General features: G+C 68.9%; 18 protein-coding genes and 4 pseudogenes. 13 read left to right on the top strand and 9 right to left on the bottom strand.

The window, feature by feature from the left end; translation table 11 throughout:
• Positions 1–27: 27 nt before the first annotated feature.
• Complete coding sequence (locus BLA60_RS33115; RefSeq protein ID WP_075136982.1) at positions 28–2,184, top strand: helix-turn-helix domain-containing protein; 2,157 nt, start codon at positions 28–30, stop codon at positions 2,182–2,184.
• A 60-nt stretch (positions 2,185–2,244) separates the two neighbouring features.
• On the top strand, positions 2,245–2,916 hold the full coding sequence (locus BLA60_RS33110; RefSeq protein WP_075136981.1) for a hypothetical protein: 672 nt from the start codon (positions 2,245–2,247) through the stop codon (positions 2,914–2,916).
• Between the two features lie 79 nt (positions 2,917–2,995).
• On the opposite strand, the gene BLA60_RS33105 is transcribed toward BLA60_RS33110, so the two are convergent.
• Positions 2,996–3,229 (bottom strand): hypothetical protein, encoded by a 234-nt coding sequence (locus tag BLA60_RS33105; RefSeq protein ID WP_075136980.1) that lies wholly within the window; start codon positions 3,227–3,229, stop codon positions 2,996–2,998.
• Between the two features lie 184 nt (positions 3,230–3,413).
• Between BLA60_RS33105 and BLA60_RS33100 the strand changes: the two genes are divergently transcribed.
• Positions 3,414–4,286 (top strand): helix-turn-helix domain-containing protein, encoded by an 873-nt coding sequence (locus tag BLA60_RS33100; RefSeq protein WP_075136979.1) that lies wholly within the window; start codon positions 3,414–3,416, stop codon positions 4,284–4,286.
• Positions 4,283–4,468, top strand: a complete 186-nt coding sequence (locus BLA60_RS33095; protein WP_075136978.1) for a DUF397 domain-containing protein — start codon at positions 4,283–4,285, stop codon at positions 4,466–4,468. Before BLA60_RS33100 ends, BLA60_RS33095 begins: the two co-directional genes overlap by 4 nt.
• A 12-nt stretch (positions 4,469–4,480) precedes the next feature.
• Here the strand turns inward: BLA60_RS33095 and BLA60_RS33090 are convergent, their stop codons facing one another.
• Genes BLA60_RS33090 through BLA60_RS33080 form a run of 3 tightly spaced genes read right to left on the bottom strand, consistent with a single transcriptional unit; the run spans position 4,481 to position 6,988 of the window.
• The gene (locus tag BLA60_RS33090) at positions 4,481–5,383 is read right to left on the bottom strand and encodes a substrate-binding periplasmic protein (RefSeq protein WP_075136977.1); all 903 of its coding nucleotides are present in this window, start codon (positions 5,381–5,383) and stop codon (positions 4,481–4,483) included.
• A gap of 2 nt (positions 5,384–5,385) precedes the next feature.
• Entirely contained in the window at positions 5,386–6,630 is a 1,245-nt protein-coding gene (locus BLA60_RS33085) for a caspase, EACC1-associated type (protein ID WP_084735607.1), read from the bottom strand.
• Positions 6,605–6,988, bottom strand: a complete 384-nt coding sequence (locus tag BLA60_RS33080; RefSeq protein ID WP_154814784.1) for an effector-associated constant component EACC1 — start codon at positions 6,986–6,988, stop codon at positions 6,605–6,607. The genes BLA60_RS33085 and BLA60_RS33080 overlap by 26 nt, the downstream gene beginning before the upstream one ends.
• A gap of 260 nt (positions 6,989–7,248) precedes the next feature.
• Here BLA60_RS33080 and BLA60_RS33075 point away from each other — a divergent pair, with 260 nt between their 5' ends.
• Complete coding sequence (locus tag BLA60_RS33075) at positions 7,249–8,193, top strand: phosphotransferase family protein (protein WP_075136974.1); 945 nt, start codon at positions 7,249–7,251, stop codon at positions 8,191–8,193.
• A 150-nt stretch (positions 8,194–8,343) separates the two neighbouring features.
• A pseudogene (locus tag BLA60_RS46330) lies at positions 8,344–8,475 on the top strand (DUF397 domain-containing protein); the annotation flags it as partial.
• Between the two features lie 93 nt (positions 8,476–8,568).
• On the opposite strand, the gene BLA60_RS45860 reads toward BLA60_RS46330, so the two are convergent.
• Positions 8,569–9,330, bottom strand: a complete 762-nt coding sequence (locus BLA60_RS45860) for a TauD/TfdA family dioxygenase (protein ID WP_075137046.1) — start codon at positions 9,328–9,330, stop codon at positions 8,569–8,571.
• Between the two features lie 165 nt (positions 9,331–9,495).
• Here BLA60_RS45860 and BLA60_RS33060 point away from each other — a divergent pair, with 165 nt between their 5' ends.
• The 4 genes and pseudogenes from BLA60_RS33060 (at position 9,496) to BLA60_RS33045 (ending at position 12,081) form a co-directional block, all read left to right on the top strand.
• Positions 9,496–9,921, top strand: coding sequence for an NUDIX hydrolase (locus BLA60_RS33060; RefSeq protein WP_075136973.1), 426 nt, complete (start codon positions 9,496–9,498; stop codon positions 9,919–9,921).
• A 43-nt stretch (positions 9,922–9,964) separates the two neighbouring features.
• Complete coding sequence (locus BLA60_RS43840) at positions 9,965–11,200, top strand: helix-turn-helix domain-containing protein (protein WP_245812306.1); 1,236 nt, start codon at positions 9,965–9,967, stop codon at positions 11,198–11,200.
• A gap of 237 nt (positions 11,201–11,437) precedes the next feature.
• Positions 11,438–11,587: pseudogene (locus tag BLA60_RS33050) on the top strand (DUF445 family protein); the annotation flags it as partial.
• Positions 11,588–11,664: 77 nt separating this feature from the next.
• Positions 11,665–12,081 carry a hypothetical protein gene (locus BLA60_RS33045; RefSeq protein ID WP_075136971.1) on the top strand — a complete coding sequence of 139 codons (417 nt, stop codon included), beginning with the start codon at positions 11,665–11,667 and terminating at the stop codon, positions 12,079–12,081.
• Positions 12,082–12,087: 6 nt separating this feature from the next.
• Here BLA60_RS33045 and BLA60_RS45855 read toward each other — a convergent pair.
• Positions 12,088–12,210 (bottom strand): annotated as a pseudogene (locus BLA60_RS45855) (CGNR zinc finger domain-containing protein); the annotation flags it as partial.
• Positions 12,211–12,389: 179 nt separating this feature from the next.
• On the opposite strand from BLA60_RS45855, the pseudogene BLA60_RS33040 reads away from it, so the two are divergent.
• A pseudogene (locus BLA60_RS33040) lies at positions 12,390–12,545 on the top strand (DUF397 domain-containing protein); the annotation flags it as partial.
• A gap of 22 nt (positions 12,546–12,567) precedes the next feature.
• On the opposite strand, the gene BLA60_RS33035 reads toward BLA60_RS33040, so the two are convergent.
• Positions 12,568–13,695 (bottom strand): pectin acetylesterase-family hydrolase, encoded by a 1,128-nt coding sequence (locus BLA60_RS33035; protein ID WP_075136970.1) that lies wholly within the window; start codon positions 13,693–13,695, stop codon positions 12,568–12,570.
• A 115-nt stretch (positions 13,696–13,810) separates the two neighbouring features.
• Between BLA60_RS33035 and BLA60_RS33030 the strand changes: the two genes are divergently transcribed.
• Together BLA60_RS33030 and BLA60_RS33025 are read left to right on the top strand one after the other, a co-directional pair.
• Positions 13,811–15,148 (top strand): sensor histidine kinase, encoded by a 1,338-nt coding sequence (locus BLA60_RS33030; RefSeq protein ID WP_075136969.1) that lies wholly within the window; start codon positions 13,811–13,813, stop codon positions 15,146–15,148.
• On the top strand, positions 15,145–15,807 hold the full coding sequence (locus tag BLA60_RS33025) for a response regulator (protein WP_075136968.1): 663 nt from the start codon (positions 15,145–15,147) through the stop codon (positions 15,805–15,807). Before BLA60_RS33030 ends, BLA60_RS33025 begins: the two co-directional genes overlap by 4 nt.
• Positions 15,808–15,817: 10 nt before the next feature.
• On the opposite strand, the gene BLA60_RS33020 is transcribed toward BLA60_RS33025, so the two are convergent.
• The gene (locus BLA60_RS33020) at positions 15,818–16,651 is read right to left on the bottom strand and encodes a class I SAM-dependent methyltransferase (protein ID WP_075136967.1); all 834 of its coding nucleotides are present in this window, start codon (positions 16,649–16,651) and stop codon (positions 15,818–15,820) included.
• Positions 16,651–21,276, bottom strand: a complete 4,626-nt coding sequence (locus BLA60_RS33015; RefSeq protein WP_075136966.1) for a WD40 domain-containing protein — start codon at positions 21,274–21,276, stop codon at positions 16,651–16,653. The genes BLA60_RS33020 and BLA60_RS33015 overlap by 1 nt, the downstream gene beginning before the upstream one ends.

Below are 21,276 nucleotides of genomic sequence, written 5' to 3'. Positions count from 1 at the left end.
TGACCCGCCCCGCTAGGGTCGGCGTTCGTGACCAGCCGGTTCGGGGTTCTCCTGCGTCAACACCGTCTTCAGGCCGAGCTGACGCAGGAGGCCCTGGCCGACCGGTCCGGGCTCGGTGTGCGGACCGTGCGCGGCCTGGAGACCGGTGAGCGCGCCGAACCGCGGGTCGCGACCGTCCGGCTGCTGGCCGACGCGCTGGCGTTGGACACCGGCGAGCGGGTCACGCTGCTGGCCGCCGCCGGACATGTGGACAACCCCGCCCCGGACCCGTTGGCCGGCGCCGCCTACGAGCTGGCCCACGCGGTGCGGGCGCGGTGGCTGCGGGAGGAGGAGCAGCGGCGGGTGCACGACCCGTATCCGCTGCCGGTGCGCTGGACACCGGCCCCGGCGCGGCTGACCGACTCGTGGGCCAACATCCGCCGCGCCCGCGCCGGCGAGCGGGCCGCCCCGCTGGACCTCACCGGCGGCCTGGACGGTGTCGTCGAGGTCTACCGGCGGATCCCGTCCGGGCGGCTGGTGGTGTTGGGCCGCGCCGGGTCCGGCAAGACGATCCTCACGTTGCGGCTGGTCCTGGGCCTGCTGCCGTCGCGGGCGCCGACCGACCCGGTGCCGGTGGTGGTGGGCCTTGGCACGTGGAACCCCACCACCACCGACCTGCGTGACTGGCTGGTCGCCTGCCTGGAACGCGACCATCCCGGCCTGGCCGCCCCCGGCCCGACCGGCTCGACGCTGGCCGCCGCGCTCGTCGAGGCCGACCGGGTGCTGCCGGTGCTCGACGGGTTCGACGAGCTGGCCGACGGCCTGCACCGCGCGGCGCTGGAGGCCCTCAACGCCACGGCGCTGCCGTTGGTGCTGACCAGCCGGGTCGACGAGTACGCGGCGGCGGTCGCCGGCACCGACGTGCTGACCGCCGCCGGCTGTGTGGAGCTGGCCGATCTCACGCCGGCCGACCTGGCCGACTATCTGCCGCGCACCACCCGCAAGGCCGGCTGGGAGCCGGTACTCGCGGCGCTGCCCGACCCGCTGGCGCAGGTGTTGACCACGCCGCTGATGGTGGGCCTGGCGCGCACCGTCTACAGCGACACCCCCGACCACGACCCGGCCGAGCTGCTCGACGAGGTCCGTTTCCCCACGGCGGAGGCGATCGAGGACCACCTGTTGGGGGACTTCGTGCCGACCGTGTACCGCAACGCTGACCCGGAGCGGGCGGGGCGCTGGCTGGGTCACCTCGCCGACCACCTCGACCGGCTCGGCACCCGCGACCTGGCGTGGTGGCGGCTGGGCGGGCCGGCGAGCACGGTGGTGCTGACCGTCGCCGCCGCGCTCGCGGTGACCTGCGTCGACCTGGTGCTGGAGGTGTACCTGCTGGGGTTGACCGGGGCGTCGCTGGCGGTGTCGGCCGGTCTGGGCACGGCGTTCGGGTTGGCCGGGTTGCTGGCGCAGCGGATCGTGCTGCGCCGGCACGGGACCGTGCTCGACCCGGCGCGGGTGCGCCTGCGGTTGCGGCGCGGCACCGGCCAGACCCGCGTCCGGGTGGCGACGCGGATGACGGTCGGGGTGGTGGTGGGGGCGCTGGTCGGGTTGGGCCTGGGCGGGATCCGCGAGTTGGCTCGCGCGCTGGGACCCGACTACGTCCCGACCCCGGTGCTGGTGGTGACCGACGCGGTCGTGTTCGCCGGGATGTTCGGCGGGACGGCGGCGGTGGTGCTGGGTCTGATGGCGGCGTTCGAGACCCCGGTGGCGGTGCGCTCGGCCAGCGACCCGGCGGAGCTGCTGCGCGCGAACCGGACGACGGTGGCGGTGCAGCTGGCGGTGTTCGCGCCGGTGTTCACGGTGGTGTTCGTGCTGGTGAACTGGCTGACGACGGTGGCGTGGGCGCAGCTGCCGCCGGAGTTGGTGTGGCAGGTCGAGTTCCCGTGGCGCTGGAAGCACAGCGTGGCGGTCGGCCTGATCGGTGGTCTCGGCGGTGGTCTGGCGTACGTGTTGTGCCTGACGGCGTGGGGGCGGTGGCTGGTGCTGGCGCGGGTGTGGCTGCCGCTGACCGGCCGGCTGCCGTGGACGCTGCCGGGCTTTCTGGAGGACGCGTACCGGCGGGGAGTCCTGCGGCGGGCGGGCGCGGTGTACCAGTTCCGGCACGCCCGCCTCCAGGACCATCTGGCGCGGCGTCACCGATCCTCGGCGTGACCCCGCTGCCCGACACCGCCGATCCGGGACCGACACCGGATTCTTCGACCGTCGCTGGACGTGTACCTGTTGAACGGCGTGGACATCGCCTTCGGCATCGTGGTCCAGTCGCTGTCGTTGCTGCTGGCGCTGTTCGTCCTGGACGTGCTGTACCGCCGATTCGTGCGGGAAGCGGACACACCGCGTTGGCTCCGGTGGTCCCTGTTGGCCCTGAGCGCGGCCATGGTCCTCATCGGCCCGCTGTACCTGCTGGGCCTGCTCGGCTGGACCGGCCTGTCCGGCGCGTGGGTGGCTGTCGTCATGCTGACCGGCTCCTGCGGCCTGCTCAGAATCGGACCGGACCTGGAGCTCACGCCGCCCGACGCCGGCCGGGTACTGGCCGTGGGAATCGGCATGGTCGTGCTGGTGGCGTTGTTCTGGATGGGCGACAGGTACGCACGCGGCACCGGCGAACACGCCGCCAACCTGGTCGCCGCGCACCCCGAGCAACGCCCCACGGTCACCGTGTTCAGCGAGCGCTATCTCGACCTGCCGGGCAGCCGAACCCAGCTGCGCCAGTACGTCGGGCCCGACAAGAAGCCGCACTACCGCTACACCGGTGCCCTGCTCCTGACCTACGACGAGGGAACCTGGTTCCTGCTCACCGGCCACTACTCCCCCCGTCACCGGATGTCGGTCTCCCTGCTCAGGAACACCGACGACATCCGGGTGGAGGTCGCGAACCTCAAGTAGGCGCACGTCGGGTCCCGCGGCGGGCGGGCGCGGTGTGCCGGTTCCGGCACGCCCGCCTCCAGGACCAGCTGGCGCAGCGTCACCGATCCTCGTCCGGCGGGCCGCCGGAGAGCAGGTCGACGCCGAGTTGGACGAAGCGCACGAGAGCGGGACGTTCGAACCGCAGTTGAACGGCGTCCTGGGAGTTGCCGAAGACCACCCGGATGGTCCACTCCCCGGTGACCTGCTCAAGTTCGGTGAACTCACCGCGCATGCGGCAACTGTCGGGGATCTCCAACACGAGCGAGCTGACCTCGGGCGGCTCAGACATCATCGTTCTTCCTTCACTCGAATGGGTGACTGAGGAGATCACTGTTCGTGGACAACGGTCCACAGCGGGACTTGATCCATTCCTCCTCGGAGGGCAATAATGCCTGCCACAATCCCCATTCCGCAACATTGCACAATCGCGGGTCAACTTTGTTTTTTGGCCGGCCAACTCGTCGGGAGATCGCCACATGGGACAGAAAAAGCAGACGCCCACCGTACGCCTGCGCCGGCTCGCCGCAGAACTTCGCAGACTTCGACAGAACTCGGGGCTGCCACGGGAAGAAGTGATGGAGCGAACGGGACTCAACATCGCGACCCTGTATCGTCTCGAGAGCGCGAAGGCCCGGCCGCAGGCGCGCACCCTGGCCACGTTGCTGAGGTTGTACAAGGTCAAGGAACCGTATCGTGAATATTTGATCCAACTGTGCCGAGACGCGGCCATTCAGGGCTGGCTGCGCCAATACCACGCCGAGTTGCCGGAGGAGTACGCCGCCTACATCAGCTTCGAGGACGAAGCCCAACGGGTTCGGAACTACGAGTCATTGCTGTTGCCGGGATTGCTCCAGACCGAACGCTATGCGCGAGCGGTCATCCGTGGCGTTCTACCCACGGCCACCGACGCCGAAGTGGAAGACCGAGTCCGCGCGCGGATGGAGCGCCAGGCGGTGCTGACCAAGAAGTCACGACTCAAGCTGTGGGCGGTGGTGGACGAGGCCTCGCTACATCGCATGGTCGGTGGCCCCGAGGTGATGCTCGACCAACTGAACCACCTGGCCAGCGCGATGAACGAACCCAACATCACCCTGCAGGTCATCCGGTACTCTGCTGGTGCGCACCCCGGCATGCCCGGCCAGTTCTCGATCCTGGAGTTCGCCGACCCGATGGACACCGACCTGATCTACGTCGACAGCATGGCCGGCGACTTCTTCCTTGAGTCCGACGTCAAGATCAGCCACTTCCGCACGAGCTTCGACACGCTCGTGGCCGTAGCGGCGAGCCCCATCGACTCGGCATCGTTGATCGCTGACCTGGCACGCGAGATGAAGGAGAATGTCCGATGACCAACGTTCCCAACGCCGCCTGGCGGAAGAGTGCTCTCAGCAGCGGCAACGGCCAGTGCGTCGAGATCGCCAACGACGGCCACCACGCCGCCGCCCGGGACTCCAAGAACCCCCTCGGCCCCATCCTCATCCTCGCCCCGACCACCCTCCGCACCTTCCTCCACCACCTCCGCACGCCGTAACAGTGGCGGCGGTTATCGCCCGCACACTTCTGAATCGACCGCGTCCGGCTTCTTCCCGTCACGGTTGAGCATCCGCAATTCCTGGCGGAACGCCTCATCCCAGCCGTTGCCGTCCAGGAACTCCTGGATGGCACGGTTCAGCTCACCACAGAGCCCGGGACTGTTCTCCCTCATGGCGATCCCATACTTTTCTTCGCGGACGAATTTCTCCTCGCCCTCTTTCCATACCTCTGGAGGTTCCAGATCGTCACCTTTGTTTTTAAGGTCGTCCACGTACGCGGCCAGGATCGAAAAATCGGTCGCCACAGCAACAACATCGACGTCATTGCGGTCGACGAACCGCTCAAAACACCTGCGCTGAGTTTCCTTAACACCGCCCATGGGTAGATGCCACTCCTCGGCAGTGGTACCCTCGCTCACACATGAACGTGCGTAAAATTCGTCGTCATCCCGCCATGCTGGCTTGACGCGAGAGTACATGTAACCGCTCACGTCCTGGAAATATGGGCCCGCGAAGTCGAGCACGTCCTGCCGGCGCACGTCCGGGCCGAATCCGCTCGGCCCTTCGATCGAGAAGTTGGAAATGACGAGGTCAACCTTGTAGTCCAGCAGCGCGGTGATACGGTCGTTCGGCTGGAGTGTGACCAGTTCAAGATCGAAGCCATATTTAGCCTGAAGGAAATTCGCCAACTCGACGTCGAACCCCCGATACTCGGGGTCGAACCCTTGATGCTCGGAGGCGCCTTCAGGGACGTAGCTCCAGCCCGGCAGGTTCCCGTTGATCCCTATTCTCACCTCGCCGGAGAGATAGCGCAGTGACGGGTACCGGTCGGCCACCGCTGTGGCACCCACGACCACCAGGGCAGCCGCGGCGAGCGGCACCACGCGCGAACGCAGCAGGCGTGCGAAGGCCATCCTTATTCTTCCTCCCCCTGGGTGGGACCGGCCGCCGGCTCGGCGAGCCTGGCCCCGGCGAACGCGGCAAGCCAGCCGAGCACACCGATGGCCAGACCGGCGATCGCCGCCTGCCAGATGATCCAGTCCCGCCACCACAGGAACAGTGCGGCGGCGACCCACGCGACCACCCCCACCGGCAGCCAGCACCGCGCCGGACGCGATCGGGTCCGCTCGGGCCAGATGCGCGGGTCCAGGTCCACCTCGGGGACCCGGGGCCACACGGGGTGCGCGGGTCGGGCGACACCGTTCTCGACAGCGTCGAGAACATGTCTGACCTCGTCGCGGACCAGGTTGCTGTCGTCGGCGACCATGCCGGTCAGGATCGTCCGAACCTGGTCCCGAGCGACACCGCCCACACCTCGACCGAGGGCACCGAGCGCGGCGACCGCTTCGCGCCGGACGGTGGGGATGAGGCTGTTGAGCCCCTCGGCGATTTCCTTCGGCACGGTCCAGTCGGTCACTTGGGACCGGTTGCGGACGATCGCGATCTGCTCGATCTCGTTGGTCTGGTGCTGATGCGGCACAGGATATTCGTGGGCAGTGAGCTCAGCCCGGAGAAGCGGGTAAATTCGCGGCAGCGACAACAGCGGGTCGGGCCCGGCCACACCTTCGGACAGGAACTGCAGCAGTACGCCGGTGAACGCGGTGTTCTGTCTGCTCCAGTGTTTCGCGGACGCCCGCCCGTTCGGCCCGACCGCCGCCAACGTGTACGCGCCACCGACGTCGAACAGGTCCGTTCCCAGAACCTCGGGCAGGACGCGCCCGGCGAAACACGTGTCCACGATGACTATCGTGTTCCGCGCCCGACTTTCCCGTAATACCTGGCGGGTGTCGTTGTACGACAACGCGTCACGCCACCACCTGCGCTTCGTCGTGTCCGTGCCGGACAGCAGGATGGCGAGTTCGTTGCTCACGTTGTCCTTCGGCGTGGCGTGCGCGGCCAGGTAGACCAACAGCACGTCCTGCGCCTGCTCGGCGGCCTCGTCCAACTTCTGAAGAATGACCTCGGGATCGGGCTCGTCGATCAACGAGATGCAGTTGTCCCGGGAGAAACCACCGTTGACCGGATCCGCGAGAACGTTGATCAGGTCCGAGATGTTGTTGCGCACGCCCGGCAGGGTCGCGGTGCCAGGCATGCCCGTGTACGTCGAGGTGCCGATCAGCACGGCCCGCGACTGACTAGGATACGGCAGACGAAGAGGCATCGGAGTCGCCGTCCCCGATCTGATCGCTCGGCCCGTCCTCCCCCAACAGCAACTCGACGAGCCGCAGCGGATCCGTTGTTCCGTTGACCACGAAATGGTCGACGTTTCCAGATTTCCTGGTGATCGCGAACTCGAGGTCGGTCCGTCGAGCGCGCTCCCGCTCGATGAGATAGCCGCAGATGGACCGGGCCAGCGCGGACACCGCCGCGATCGCCGCGATGATCACAACTTCGGCGGCCAGCGTGTGCTCCGAGAGTGGCCCTGGCCGACTGCGAACGTAGCCCCGCAGGTCATTCTCCCGAGCGAGCCACGTCGACAGGTCACCCGTCTCGTCGCCAGCCGTGATCACCAATTCCACGACCACTCCCTCTTCCCGTTCCGATCGCCGATTTCGGCGCTCCCCCACGCTGGTCACAGCGTCCGGAGCCTCGCTGACACCGCGAGCAGGTAAGCAGTGCGATATTAGACCAGCAACGTTAGATCTTCACCGCAGCCGCCGAAAGTCGGTTCACCAGGCACGACTCAGCACACCCCGGCGCAATCCTCACGGAATATTCACGGAATCACTCACCGAGCCGGGATCCGTCACGCAGTCCCGTGACGAGTACGTTCACGCACATGACCGGCGGCGACTGGCGGGACGGCGGGTTCCGACAGCGTCGGCCCTGCGCGGAGACTCTCGCGTGGGTCGCGGCGTCGCTGGGTCGGGGCAGTCGCGTCGTTGACTGTCGCCGGCTGACCGGTGGTGTCTGCTCCGCCGTGCACCGGCTGACCGTCGAACGACGTGGAACGCGGACGTCCGTCGTACTGCGGCAGTACCCGGGCGAGCTGGGCCTGCGTCGCAGCCTGGAGAAGGAGATCACCAACCTCGGTGTGGTGGCGGGAAGCGGGCTCCCGGTTCCCGGCGTCCTGGCCACCGACGTCGCCGGTGCCTCGACGGGCGGCTCGCCGTCGTTGCTGATGACCCACCTGCCGGGGCGGGTTCACCTCAGTCCGTCGGATCCTCGGCCGTGGCTGACGAGGATCGCGGAGATCGCCGCCCTGCTGCATTCCCTCGATCTCCCCGCGACAAGGTTCAGACCGTGGGCGGATTCCTGGATCGCTGCCCCAGGCGGGTTTCGGGTGCCGTCCGGCGCACAGCGGCCGTCGGTGTGGAAGGCGGCGTTCGCTGTCATGGCGGCGCCACCGCCCGAGGACACCGCCGTCTTCCTGCACGGCGATCTCCTCCCGGTCAACCTGCTGTGGTCACGCGAAAGGATCACCGGCCTGACCGACTGGAACTCCCTCCACCGGGGCTCGCGCGCGATCGACGTCGGGCACTGCCGGCGCTACCTGGCCGCACTCCACTCACCCGAGTGGTCCGAACAACTCCGGTCACTCTACGAGTCGATCACCGGCACGCCCCTCGATCCGTGGTGGGACCTGTACGCCCTGCTGCACCACGACGACAGCGCGCCGAAATGGATCTGTGCCCAGGTCGCCGGACGCCGTCCCGTCGACGTACCCGGCATGACCTCCCGGGTCGAGACCGCCGTCGAGGCAGCACTACACCGCATCGGGTGACCGCCGGGAGCTGTGTCGCCGACAGCGGTGGGTGCGGCGATGGGAGTACGCCGCCTACATCAGCTTCGAGGACGTCGCTGTCGCAGCCAGCCCCTATGACTCGGCGTCACTTCTCGCCGACCTCTCACGCAAGTTGAAGGAGACAGCCTGATGACCATGGACCCCACCGCCTGGCGAAAGAGTTCCTGCAGCACAGGCAACGGCGAATGCGTCGAGATCGCGAACAACGGCCACCACGCCGCCGCACGCGACTCCAAGCCCTCCCAGGACCCGAGCATCGTCCTCGCCCCGAGCACCCTCATCCACCACCTCCGCACGCCGTCACACGCTTGCCTGGTCACCGCCAACGCGGTGGCCAGGCGTCCAACAAGCGGGTCAGGGCAGCCGCGCACCGCCTGGAAGAAATCCTGGGATCAGCCCCGAACTCGGCCGCGGGTGCCCGTTCACCCGATACATCACTCGCTGACCCGAAAACGCACGCCGACCGTGCAACCATCGGCAGTTGTCGAGAACATAGCCCTGTCCAGCATCGAGACCGAACATCACGGCATGTCGGTCAATCGTGGCGCGCAGGATCGGCAACCAGCGGGTGACCTCGGGCGAGAACCGCGCGAGGTCATCCAGGCGAAGACGGATCGTGATCCGATCACCAACTCTCGTGAAGATTGATCCGAGATATCCTGCGGCTCCGCCGAACAGGACCGATCGCGGACCACCCAATGCCCGAAGTGCTCGCGAACAGGTTTGGGCAAGCTCGTCGTAGACCGCCTTTCCGTCGATGACAACACATTCACCACCCAGGTTCGCGGGTTGTCCGCAGGACATCATGAGCAGACCCGGCGGGTTCGCGACCCCCGACCGGTCCGTATGCGGATTGAGAGCACAGGCGCTGAAACCGGCGAAGCCGCGCCGCACCGGACCGCCGACATCGGTGATCGTGGTGAGACCCGCCGCGTCGCTGTCCCGGTGCGGCGTGACAGTGGTCAGTGAGCGTGCCAATCGGAGCAGGTCATTCCCGCCGCGTAGATCGTCGATCAGGACCAAGCCCTGCTGGGCCAGTGCCGGAGCCAGCTCGCTCGCCGCATCCGTGCTCCGGTCACCGCCAACCCGGTACCGCGTCCACGACTCGGATCTCATGCCTGACCTCCCCATCACCACAGCCATCACTCCATGGCCAAGGAAAGGAGCGTCCACCAGCAATGTCCAGTGACAACTTGTCAACAGTTACACCGCACCTGGCCGCCGCCGAATGCGCTACGTTGCTCAGTACGCCAATCACAGCGATGACCGGAGGGCCAGGACGTGTACACACCGCCAACGTTCTCGATCTCGATCAAGGGGGTCGTGGTACGCGCCGGCAAGGTGCTTCTCCTGCGCAACGAACGCGAAGAATGGGAGCTCCCCGGCGGCCGCATCGAGATCGGTGAAACACCGGAGGAATGCGTCGCCCGAGAAATTCTGGAAGAAACTCAGTGGCAGGTCGAGACCGGCCCGATCCTCGACAGCTGGATGTACTACATCAACGCTGCCGAGAAGCACGTGTTCATCGTGACCTACGGATGCGACCCGATCGGCGATATCGTCCCTGTGGTCTCGCACGAGCACAAAGAGGTCGGCCTGTTCGACGAACGCGACGTCCCGGCGCTGACCATGCCGGAAGGCTACAAGCGTTCGATCGCGACCTGGTACGCCAGGCTCCGCGACAGCAACTCAGCCGCGACCACCTAGCCCAACCGTGGGCAGCGGACGGTGCGAGGCATGCGGAGCGGCGTTGAGCACGGTCACCACCGAGTTGGTCTGCCCCGCCTGTCACACGAGCGCGGGCCGTGCGACACCGGTCGTGCCAATGCGCCGTCCGGTACCGACGGTATGGCTGTGGTCCTCACCTGAGGCAGCCATCGCGCTGGGCAGTCGGGATCTGGCCATCATCTTTCGTACGTACCGACATCTCAACGGAGTCAGCCAGGACCGGCTGGCGCGCATTCTCGGATACGACAAGACCTACGTGTCCATGATCGAGACACGCCGCCGCTCGATCAACGACATCGGTGCGCGCCGGCACATCGCGCGCATACTCGGCCTGCCCGCGCATGTGCTCGGCGTGACCGATGACGACGACGCGGATTTCGCCGCCCTGGTCCAGTTCGGGGACTCCACGATTCGTCTCGCTGAGATCGCCCGCCAGGCTGGCCGTGCGGTTGACGCCGTGAACGAACTGTGGCCACTGGTCGCCCGGTTGGAAGCACGAGCCGCCGACGGACACACCGAACGCGACGTCCTTGTCCTGCTGGCGCGAGCACGTGTCTCACTTGGCGTGTCACTGGGTACGATTCTTCCCGAGGAACGGCTGTCCTCCGCCGCACGGTGGACCGGCAAAGCACTGCTCATCGCCGACCAACTCGACGACCCCATCTTCCTCGCGCACACGCTGAGAATGCACGGCAACGAACTCCGGAAGGCGAACCATCTCCCCGCGGCCATCGCGCGACTATGCCGTGCCGTTGCCCTGTCGGTCGACAACGAAGGGCAAGGCGCCGCGCTGGCGCTTCTCGCCCGTGCCGCCGGGGAACATGGCGACCGGAGGACGTTCGACGGCGCGATCATGCGGTTCGCTGACCTGCTCGACCGTGAACACACACCCGGAATGCTGGTCAACCCGTTCACGTTCCGCGAGATCCGCGCACGCGGTCTCGCGTCGACCGGGCGCGCCACGGAGGCGGCCCGGGTCATGCGGACCTGTCTGGCCGACCCGCACACTGCCCCGCAGTGGCACATCATCGAGCAGGTGACCGCCGGACAGGTCCACCTCCAGTCCGGCGACCGCGACAGCGCCCGAGAAGCATTCCGCACCGCGCTCACCGCCGCCGAGGTTCAGCGGCTACCGCATCAGATCCAGCGCATCATCCGGACCGCACGGAACGGCGGACTGGTTGAGACGGGCGATGACGGCCAGGCCGCACTCCTCCGGCTGACCCACACCCTCAGCCATCACCTCCGCACACGGTGACCCTCCCAGCACCAGGGCGTCGCTGGGACCACGGGTCGCCAACGACGGCCTCCTCCGCCCAGTCACGTACGTGGATCCGTGGCTGCCGTCAGCCCCAGTCGATTGGCGGCGTCGCCGGCTGGGAGCGGCATCGACGACCGGGTGACACCGAGCGGGCCGCCGGGTCAGGCGATCCGGCGGCCGTGCTCGCACAACACCGTGACGCCCTGGGCGACGGCCTCCAGCGCGGCGGCCAACCGGCTGCAAGTGGGCCGGGATCTCCAGTTCATCCGCATCAACGGCACGGTGGTCGGTGCCCTGGCCGGCCTATTGATCCACACTGTCGCCCAGCTGATCATCCAACCCCGACCGCGTTCCGCATTAGCTGCTGGTTCTAACCGTTCTTGAGTCTGTCGTTGTTGACTTGCCAAGTCTTTTTGTCGACACGACGGGAGTATCTTTTGAGAACCAGACTCATCATTTCCGTGGTCGCCGCCTTGGCGTCCCTGTTGTTGGTGGCGCCGACGTTCGCCCAGGCGGAGCCGGTGTGCGGATCCACGGAGCAGCAGTGGCTCGGCAGCTTCCACGGCGACTTCGTCCCGGACCTGGCCGGCGGCACCCTTCCGATGTCCATCGAGGTGACACTGGATGCGGCCGGCGAACTCAGGGTGACCACCGAACTGGAAGGAACCGCGTCCTCCGGCGGGGCGGTGATTTTGGACCGGCTGAGGTGGAATATCCCGGCTCCGCCGGAGTCGATGATCCTCTGGACGGAGTTTCACGCCGAGTACCAGGGCGTGACCTGCTCCGGAGGCGTCGTGACCGCGTTCACGGGATTCGCGATTGACCACTTCTATTCGGGGCATTCCTTCCTGTGGGGAGATTTCGCACTCACCCGTTGAGGTGCGTCAGTGGCCCGTGCGCTCCCGCCAGGCGCGGGCCTTCTGGCGGTTTCCGCAGATCTGCATCGATCACCACGTCCGCGAGTGGTTCCGCGACCGGTCGTAGAATGCCCGCAGCGCGTCGCGCGCCGACCGCACGACTCTCACGTCTGCTCGATGATCATCGGGCTGTTCCCCGTGATCAGTCGGCGGCGTAGACGATCCATGCCAACAGCGGCGCGTGGACCACACTCGACGGACCCGCCGCGGACTCGCCCGCGGTCTGAGGGAGAAAGTCCGATGACCACGTCCCCGATGCCGCCTGGCGGAAGAGTTCCCACAGCAGTGCCAACGGCGAATGCGTCGAGATCGCCAACGACGGTCACCACGCCGCCGCACGGGACTCCAAGAACCCCACCGGCCCGATCGTCCTTCTCACCCCCACGGCACTCCATCGCTTCGTCCACCACCTCCGCACCACCTGATCGCGGCCGTGCCCGGACACCGCTACGAACCGCACTCGGTGCAGTGGACGTCCTCGGGTGGGTCATCGGTGACCAGGGCGTCGAGCCAGTCGACCAGCCGGGTGCCGTCGACCTCGATCTCGTAGAAGGTTTTGTGCTCGAAGATGCCGTGGCCGCTACCGGGCGCGGTGTAGCTGCGCAGGTTCACGCCCCCGGCTTCGATGGCCCGCTCGTTGGCGTCGATGACGGCCAGCTCGTCGAAGCCCGGCACGGGGTCGAGGCTCGGCGAGTCACCGTGTTCCCATTCGGTGATCTCGACGGCGGCGTTCGGGTCGTGGGCGTAGTCGAACCGGGACAGCACGAGGTCGGGGTCGTGCCGGCCGGCCTGGGTCCAGAACCTGGGGACGCCCCACTCCCGGGCGGTGAGTCCCCGGACGGCCCAGTCGGGCATCGTGTCGTAGGCGCCCCAGGCCGCGTCGAGGACGTCGGTGTTGAAGTCGGGGTTGTCGGGCCAGGCACCGGACTGACCGCCGAGCACCGTGACCCGGGCGTCCGGGAGCCGGTCGGCGACCAGCCCGCCGTAGAGGGGGGCGGCGATCGACCCGGCGGTCTTGCCGATGACGACGACCTCGGTGGCGTCCGGATAGTTCCTGGCGAGGTGGTCCACGGCGGCGGTGCCGTTCGCGTAGCCGTTGTGCTCGACGGTCAACGTGTCCGAGTACTTCTGGGAGACGTTGCCCAGATGCGCGTCACCGGTACAGGAACTCACGTAGAGGAACGAGTGGTCGGCGAACGGGTTGTCCGACCGGGTGACGTCGAACATCCCGCTCCGGTTCTCCGGGTTCGTCCCCTTCAGGTTCCAGTCGTAGAACTCGCTCTCGCCCTCCTGCTCCCCGGCGGTGGACGTGAACGCACAGCTGTTCGCGTCCCAGCAGACGCCGCCGCCGTTCAGGAAGAACACGACCCTGGTCGGGTCGGCCCGCCGTTCCCAGAAGGCGAACTCGCTGCCGTCAGCGCAGTCGCAGTCGGCCGTGGGCACGATCCGCTTCCACTCCATGGACTTCGCGGCCCAGGGGGCGTCGCAGCCGGCCAGCACCAGGCCCAGGACGGCCAACAACGGAAGTGCCGCGCTCAACGCCCGGTGGCGGGCGGCACGGGAGATGCCTGTCATGGGTCAGCAGGCTGCGCGCTGGCGGGTCGACCGCGCGCCTGTCCCTGGTCATGTTCCCGACCCTGACCTCCGACGGGTTCTGACCGGCGGCGCGGCGGCCTAGGGTGGCGCCTGTATGAGAACTCACCTGGCGACGCTGTGGCGCGCCCCGCGCCGGCCGAGCGTCCAGGACGCCGCCCTCGCCGCCCTGCTGCTGGTTGGCACATGGGCGGGTACCGGCGCGCCGGCGGTGAGCGGCGGGTGGATCGCCGGCCTGCCGTGGCTGCCGGAGCCGGTGGCCCGTTGGGTCCTGGTCGGGCTCTGCGTCGCCGCCGTGGCGGTGCGCCGCCGGTGGCCGATCCCGGCGCTCGCCGTGGCGACGCTCGCCGTCGTCGCCCGGATGGCGCTGGCGGTCGGACCGGTGCCCGCCGACCTGGCCGTTCCCATCGTCCTCTACACGATCGCCGTCACGCGACGGCGCCCGGTGTCGCTCGCCGTCCTCGGCGCCACCCTCGCCGTGGCGGCGGCCTGGTCGGTGTACGTGTCCCTCGACGGCAAGCCCAACGGCTGGCTCTACGACGGGCCCCTCGGCGGCGGACAGGAACGCCCGCCCGGGGCCACCGGGCCGCCGCCGGAGCCGGCGCACGACGACGACGTACCGATGCGGCACGGCGAGGTACCCGCGGCCCTGGGCCCGACCGCCTGGGGCGGGATCCCCGTCCTCGGTTCCCTGGTGGTCGTCGCCTGGGCGGTCGGGTGGGGGGTGCGGAGCCGCCGGGCCTACCTGGGGGAACTCCGGGCGCGGGCGCGCGACCTGGAACGTGAGCGTGACCAGCGGGCCGCGCTGGCGGCGGCCGCCGAGCGGGCCAGGCTCACCCGCGACCTGCACGACGTGGTGGCCCACGGCCTGGCCGTCATCGTGATGCAGGCGCAGGGCGGCGCCGCCGCGTTCGCCACCCGCCCCTCGGACACCCTCACCGCACTGGAGACCATCGTGGCGACCGGCCGTGCCTCGCTCGCCGACATCCGTCACGTGCTGTCCGCGTCCGGACAGGTCGACGACTCCGCACGGCCGACGCCGGGCCTGGCCCAGCTGCCCAGCCTCGTCGACCAGGTGCGGCGGGCGGGCACCCCGGTCGAGCTGCGCGTCGACGGGTCACCGCCACCGCTGCCCGCCGGCGTGGACGTCTCGTCGTACCGGATCGTCCAGGAGGCACTGACCAACACCATGAAGCACGCCGGGGCGGGCGCCCGCGCCCAGGTGCTGGTGTCCTACCGGGACGACGAGCTGAGGCTCGAAGCCAGCGACGACGGCACCGGCACCAGCTCCGGCGCAACCAGCACCGGCAACGGGCTCCGGGGTATGCGTGAACGCGTGTCGCTGCTGGGCGGCGAGGTGGTCGCCGGCCCGGGGCCGGACGGCGGCTATGTCGTGCGGGCCCGCATCCCCCTCACACCGGGAGAAACCGCATGATCCATGTGCTCCTGGTCGACGACCAGGCCCTGCTCCGCGCCGGCCTGCGGATGATCCTGGAGAACGCCGGGGACATGGCGGTCGTCGGCGAGGCCGAGGACGGTGCCGCGGCCACCGTCCTCGCGGTCGACACGACGCCCGACGTCGTCCTGATGGACATCCGGATGCCCGAGGTCGACGGGCTGGAGGCCACCCGTCGCATCCGCGCGTCGCTGCCGGACGGACCGCGCATCCTGATCCTCACCACCTTCGACCTCGACGAGTACGTGTACTCCGCGCTGCGGGCCGGCGCCAGCGGGTTCCTGCTCAAGGACACCCTCGCCGCGGATCTGCTGTCCGCGATCCGCGTGGTGGCCAAGGGCGACGCGATCGTCGCGCCGCCGATCACGCGGCGGCTGATCGAACGCCACATCGGCACCTCCGGCGACCCGCTGCCCCGCACCGAGGCCGAGCTCCGTGTCCTCACCGAGCGGGAACGCGAGGTGCTCGAACTGATCGCCCGGGGCCTGTCCAACGCCGAGATCGCCGGCCGCCTGTTCCTCACCGAGGGCACCGTGAAGGGCCACGTCAGCCGCATCCTGAGCAAGCTCGCTCTCCGGGACCGGGTCCAGGCCGTGATCTTCTCCTACGAATGCGGCCTGGTGCGCGCCGGCGCGTGACCCCGGCGTCCTACAGCCGCGCCGAGATGACGGCGTAGTCGCGGTCCTCGTAGAAGCGGTTCCTCAGGACCCCGATCTCCACGGTCACGTCGAAGCCGGCGAACAGCTCGTGGGCGTGTTCCACCGACCGCAGCGGATGGCTCGTGCTGCCCGACCGCACGTACGCGGCGGCGACCTCGTGCAGGATCCCGGGATCCCCATCGTCGACCGCCGCCAGCAGTCGTGGCGACAGCTCGTCCAGTTCCGGCACCGACATCGGCACCTCGGGCTCCAGCCGGATCGTGGTCAGCACCCGGCCGCCGGGCCGCAGCATCGCGCGCCAGCCGGCCACCACCCGCTCCTTGACCGGGTCGGGGAACCGGGACAGGAACGCGTAGGTGGTGATCAGGTCGAACTCGGCCTCCCCGAACGGCGCCGCCAGCACGTCCGCGCGGTGGGTCGACAGCGGACCGGGCAGGTGCTCGGACGCGTACCAGGAACACATCTCCAGCGGCGTGGGACACAGGTCCAGCACCGCGATCGGGCCCCGCGCCCCGGCCTGCGCCAGGTGCCGCAGCACCCCGTGGTCGGCCGTTCCCGACACCAGGACCCGCGCGTCCCGGTCCCCGGCGAACACGTCGGCGTAGTTCGCGACGTGCCAGTCCGGAGTGGACACCAGACCGATCGCCCGCCAGTACTGCCACCAGGCGTGGTAACTGCGGCAGCCGTCGGTGGATTCCCGGCCGTCGGAAGAACAGCGCTCCAGGGCCACCTGGCGCATCAGCTCCGCCGAGCGCAGCAGCAGTGGGTCCTCCACCCACGGACCGTCCAACCGGGACAGCAGCTCCAGGTGCCGGGGGTCCATCAAACGGCCTCCAGCACGTACACCCCGATGTAGGGCTTGTGCGCCTCGTCCCGCCATTCGATCGGGTCGTCGGCGCGGCCCATCGGCGTGTGCAGTTCCACCACCGACAGGCCGGCCTCGGCGAGCACGCCACGGAAGTCGTCGTCGGCCCAGTAGTAGTCGTAGAGGATCACCGACGTGCCGCTGATCTGGAGCTTCACCATGCCGCCGCTGGCGATCTCGCCGCTGTTCTCGGGAAAGTCGTAGGAGAACGAGACCCAGTCGCCGTGGATTCCGTTGATGGCGCCGGTGACCAGGACCACCCGGCCCCTCGGGTTCAGGACCCGCCGGATCTCCTTCGCGATCCGCTCGATCTCCTCCCGCGACGACACCTCCAGGAACACGAAACTGGAGAAGACCACGTCGAACGTGCCGTTGTCGTAGGGCAGCTCGGCGCTGCGGATGTGCTGGTACACCCCGTTCTCGTCCTGCTGGGCCGCCTCCCGCAGCATGTCCCAGCTGATGTCGACGCCGACCGTGTCGAAACCGAGGCGCTTGAGGTAGCGGGTCGAGCGGCCGGGGCCGCAGCCGTAGTCCAGCGCCTTGCGCCCCCGCACGTGCTTGTCCATCAGCAGGGGAATGTCACGGAAACCCAGGTAGTAGGTTCCGTTGAACCCCAGCGTCGAGTACTCCCCGGCGTACTTCGCGTAGTCGTGGGTCACCGCCGGGGAGTCGGGGACCTCGGCGGCGCCCAGCACCAGCAGGGACGCCTTCTGCGCCGGTGTCAGACCGGAAACCCCGAAGATGTTCGTGTTCTCGTACGGTTTCACCTGCCGAAGCTCCTTCACACAGCGCGGGTTCTCCGCGTCCCACAGCCGCACGGCCCCGTCCTCGCCGGCGGTGGCCACCAACTGGCGGCTCTCGTTGTGGTCGACCGACCAGACGCCGCCGGTGTGACCACCCAGCGCGGCCACCTCCTCCCCCGTGTCGCTGTCCCACACGCGCAGCACCCTGTCCATGCCGCCGCTCCACAGGTAGCGGCCGGTGGCCTCCGCCACCACCGACATCACCCAGGACTCGTGCCCGGTCAGCACCCGGTCGCAGGCACCGGTGGCGACGTCCCACACCCGCACCGTCCGGTCCTCGCCGCAGGTGACCAGCCGCCGGCCGTCGGGGTGGAACGACACCCCGTGCACCCGGTCCTCGTGCCCGGTCAACGTCCGCAGCAGCGACCCGCCGGCCACGTCCCAGAGGGTGACCGTGTAGTCCTCGCTGGCGCTGGCCAGGATCGTGCCGTCCGGCGAGAACGCCAGCGACCACACGCCGTCGCCGTTCGCGTCGAGGGTGCGCGGGTCCGCGCCGGTGGCGACGTCCCACAGCTTCACCGTGTGGTCGTCGCTGCCGCTGGCCAGCGTGCGGCCGTCCGGGCTGAACGCCACCGCCTGCACCCACATCCCGTGGCCGGTCAGGGTGCGCACGACCTGCCAGGTGTCGGTGTCCCACAGCTTGATCGACCGGTCGTCGCTGCCGGTGGCCATCAGTCGGCCGTCGGGGCTGAAGGCCACCGAGAAGATCCAGCCGGTGTGCGCCTCCAGCCGCTGGAGGCACTCGCCACTGTCCACGTCCCACACGCGCACCGAGAAGTCGCCGTTGGTCGCCGCCAGCATCGTGCCCGACGGGTGGAACGCCACCGCCTGCACCCAGTCGATGTAGCCCTGCAAGGTGTTGCGGCAGTTCCAGTCGCGGGTGTCCCACACGCGCATGGCGCCGTCGTAGCCGCCGCTGACCAGGGTCTGGCCGTCGGCGGAGAACACCACCTTCCACACCTCGCCGTCGTGGCCCTGCAACGAGGTCAGCAGCTCCGGGCGGCGCACGTCCCAGATGCGGATCGTGCCGCTCTCCCCGCTGCTGGCCAGCAGCTCACCGCTGGGGTGGAAGGCCACAGCGTGGATCGGGTCGGTGTGCCGGCTCAGGGTCTGGAAACACTCGCCGGTGTCGGCGTTCCACAGCTTGATGGTCTGGTCCCAGCTGCAACTGGCCACGACCTGGCTGTCCGGGCTGAACGCCACGCCCCGCACCGGGCCGCCGTGGCCGGTGAGGGTCCGCGGGCTGGCCCAGTCGTAGATGTCCCACACCTTCACCGTGCGGTCGGCCGAGGCGCTGGCGAGCCGCTGGCCGTCGGGGCTGAACTCCAGACAGAACACCTTCTGCTGGTGGTCGGCCATCGTGGCGACCGCGGTCGCCGTGGCGAGGTTCCACACCCGGACCGTGCGGTCCTCACTGCCGGTCGCCAGCACCTTCCCGTTGGGGCTGAACGCCACCGCCCACACCGAGTTGGTGTGCTCGCGCAGCTCGGTGACGCAACTGCCGGTCTCCAGGTCCCACAGGCGGATGACCTTGTCCTCCCCGCCGCTGGCCAGCGTGCGGCCGTCGGGGCTGAACGCCAGCGCGAACACCCAGTTGACGTGCCCGCGCAGGATCGTGACCACCGCGAAGTCCGACAGCCGCCACACGTGGATGTCGCCGTTGGACTCGCTGCCGGCGACCAGCTCGCCGTCCGGGCTCAGCGCCAGGCCCGAGATCGGCCCGTAGGTCTGGGTGAACACCGAGTCCTCCACGTTGGAGTGCGCGAGGTTCACGTTGTGCAGGCGGACCTCCTGCAGGTAGGCCTGCCGGATGTCCAGGTGCGAGAAGTCGCTGTCGGCCACCACGTCGTCGGACTGGCACAGCAGGTTGATCACGTTGCCGGCCGCGTAGCTGGGTTTGCGGCCGCTGGTGGAGCGCAGCGTCGCGGTGTAGTCGGCCAGGTGGCGGCGCACCTCGTCCGGGCCACCGAGGGCGTTGCCCAGGGCGGTGAGCACCGGCACCACGATCAGCCGGACCTGGGCCACGCGCACGTAGTCCCTGGCCAGCGCCTGCATCAGGGCGTGGGTCTCCAGAACACCGGGCCGGCCGGCGAGCAGGTCGTCGGTGGCGGTGCCGATGACCCGGTTGGTGATGTGTTCGATGAGCACCGGTTGCAGGCCGAACCGCGACGACGCGCGGACCAGCGGCAGCCGGCGCTGCAACGACTGCACGGTCGAGGGAAGGCGGTTGCGGGAGTCCGGTTTGAGGATGCTCGACTCCAGCTCGGAGAGCATCATCGGCTCGCGGGCGATCGCCAGCCAGGAGATCACCTCCCGCTCCAGCGCCGAGAGCCGGTCCAGGTGCCAGTCCAGCAGGTCGCGCAGGTCGTGGAAGACCGGGCGGCCCGAGCCGAGGAACTTCGCGATGTCACCGAAGAAGACCTCGCCGATGTGCTTGGCCGCCAGCTCCAGGGCCAGCGGGTTGCCGCCGTAGGTGCCGATCAGCTCCGCCCAGTCGGTCCCCGAGCCGGAGAAGGTGCCGATCTGGTCCATGATCCTGCGCCCGCTGTCGTGGGCGAGACCGCTGATCTCCAGGACGCGGACCGGGCGGTTGCGGCCCTCCATCAACGCGATGTCGACCGGCTTCTCCCGGCTGTTGATGATCAGACAGCTCTGGTGGGTCGAGGTGCCGAACAGCCGGATCAGGTCGCCGTAGGTCTCGTAGCCGTCACGGTAGACACCGGCCTCGTCCACGCCGCTGCGCAGGATGCTCTCCAGGTTGTCCAGCACCAGCAGGCACCGGTGGCGCTCCAGCTGCTGCCCCAGGCTGGCGAGCTGTTCGGCCACGGTGCTCGACGCCGACACCTCCTGCTGGTCGGACACGAACGCCAGCACCCCGTGCAGCACCTCCGAGAGCGGTGGCGCGTTGAGCAGGCTCGTCCAGATGACCAGTTCGAAGTCGTCGCGCACGCCCCTGGTCAACGAGGAGGGCAGGTCGGTGCGGCCGGTGACACCCTTGCACAGCGCCACCGTCGTGGTGGTCTTGCCGATGCCGCGCAGCCCCACGATCGTCACGACCCGGCAACGGTCGTTGACGATCCAGCTCCGCAGGGTCGTCAGCTCGGTCTGCCGCCCGAACAGGTTGCCCACGTCCGGCGCGCTGCCCCAGTCGACGTAGCGGCGTTCCCGCGACGCCTGGGCCAGGAACAGCGAGGAGAGGTTGGGCCACAGCTCGTGGACCGCCTTCACCGACACCGCCAGGCCGCGTTCGCCCTCCCCGTGGCCGATGCGCAGGATCCCCACCACCGCGCCGCTGCGCTCGTCGATGATCGGCGAGCCGCTCTGGCCGGGGCGCAGCGCGAAGTCGTCGACCGTGATGTCCCAGGCGTCGACGCGGGCGTTGCGGCTGCGGGACTCCAGGCCGACCTGGCGGCCCAGCTCACCGCTGATCTGGCGGATCACGTACTCGCGGCCGACGACGTGCTGGAAACCCGCCGTCCTGATCGCCGTGCCGCGCACGCCGGAGGCCTGCAGGATCACCGGTTCGCGGTGCAGCGGCACGTCGACGCGGGCGATGGCCAGGTCGATGTCGACGTCCTCGCCGGAGGCGATCACCTGGGCCCGCTGGCCGTCGACGGTGAGCTGGCCGGGGCCGCCGACCGCCGTGATGACGTGCGCACAGGTCATCACGTAGGTGGAGGTGGCGTCGCAGTGGATCACGAAACCGGTCCCGAAGCGCGTGTTGGCGTTGTCGGTGCTGGCCAGGCGAACGATCGAGTTCACCCACGCGGGGGTCGACAT

Source organism: Actinophytocola xinjiangensis (genome assembly GCF_001921215.1).
GTDB lineage: Bacteria > Actinomycetota > Actinomycetes > Mycobacteriales > Pseudonocardiaceae > Actinophytocola > Actinophytocola xinjiangensis.
This window is presented reverse-complemented; position numbering and strand designations above follow the sequence as displayed.

Coding starts and splice junctions, on each gene's coding strand:
- BLA60_RS33105 (WP_075136980.1), bottom strand. CDS start 3,229: ATGATGTCTGAGCCGCCCGAGGTCAGCTCGCTCGTGTTGGAGATCCCC.
- BLA60_RS33100 (WP_075136979.1), top strand. CDS start 3,414: ATGGGACAGAAAAAGCAGACGCCCACCGTACGCCTGCGCCGGCTCGCC.
- BLA60_RS33095 (WP_075136978.1), top strand. CDS start 4,283: ATGACCAACGTTCCCAACGCCGCCTGGCGGAAGAGTGCTCTCAGCAGC.
- BLA60_RS33090 (WP_075136977.1), bottom strand. CDS start 5,383: ATGGCCTTCGCACGCCTGCTGCGTTCGCGCGTGGTGCCGCTCGCCGCG.
- BLA60_RS33085 (WP_084735607.1), bottom strand. CDS start 6,630: ATGCCTCTTCGTCTGCCGTATCCTAGTCAGTCGCGGGCCGTGCTGATC.
- BLA60_RS33075 (WP_075136974.1), top strand. CDS start 7,249: ATGACCGGCGGCGACTGGCGGGACGGCGGGTTCCGACAGCGTCGGCCC.
- BLA60_RS45860 (WP_075137046.1), bottom strand. CDS start 9,330: ATGAGATCCGAGTCGTGGACGCGGTACCGGGTTGGCGGTGACCGGAGC.
- BLA60_RS33035 (WP_075136970.1), bottom strand. CDS start 13,695: ATGACAGGCATCTCCCGTGCCGCCCGCCACCGGGCGTTGAGCGCGGCA.
- BLA60_RS33030 (WP_075136969.1), top strand. CDS start 13,811: ATGAGAACTCACCTGGCGACGCTGTGGCGCGCCCCGCGCCGGCCGAGC.
- BLA60_RS33025 (WP_075136968.1), top strand. CDS start 15,145: ATGATCCATGTGCTCCTGGTCGACGACCAGGCCCTGCTCCGCGCCGGC.
- BLA60_RS33020 (WP_075136967.1), bottom strand. CDS start 16,651: ATGGACCCCCGGCACCTGGAGCTGCTGTCCCGGTTGGACGGTCCGTGG.
- BLA60_RS33015 (WP_075136966.1), bottom strand. CDS start 21,276: ATGTCGACCCCCGCGTGGGTGAACTCGATCGTTCGCCTGGCCAGCACC.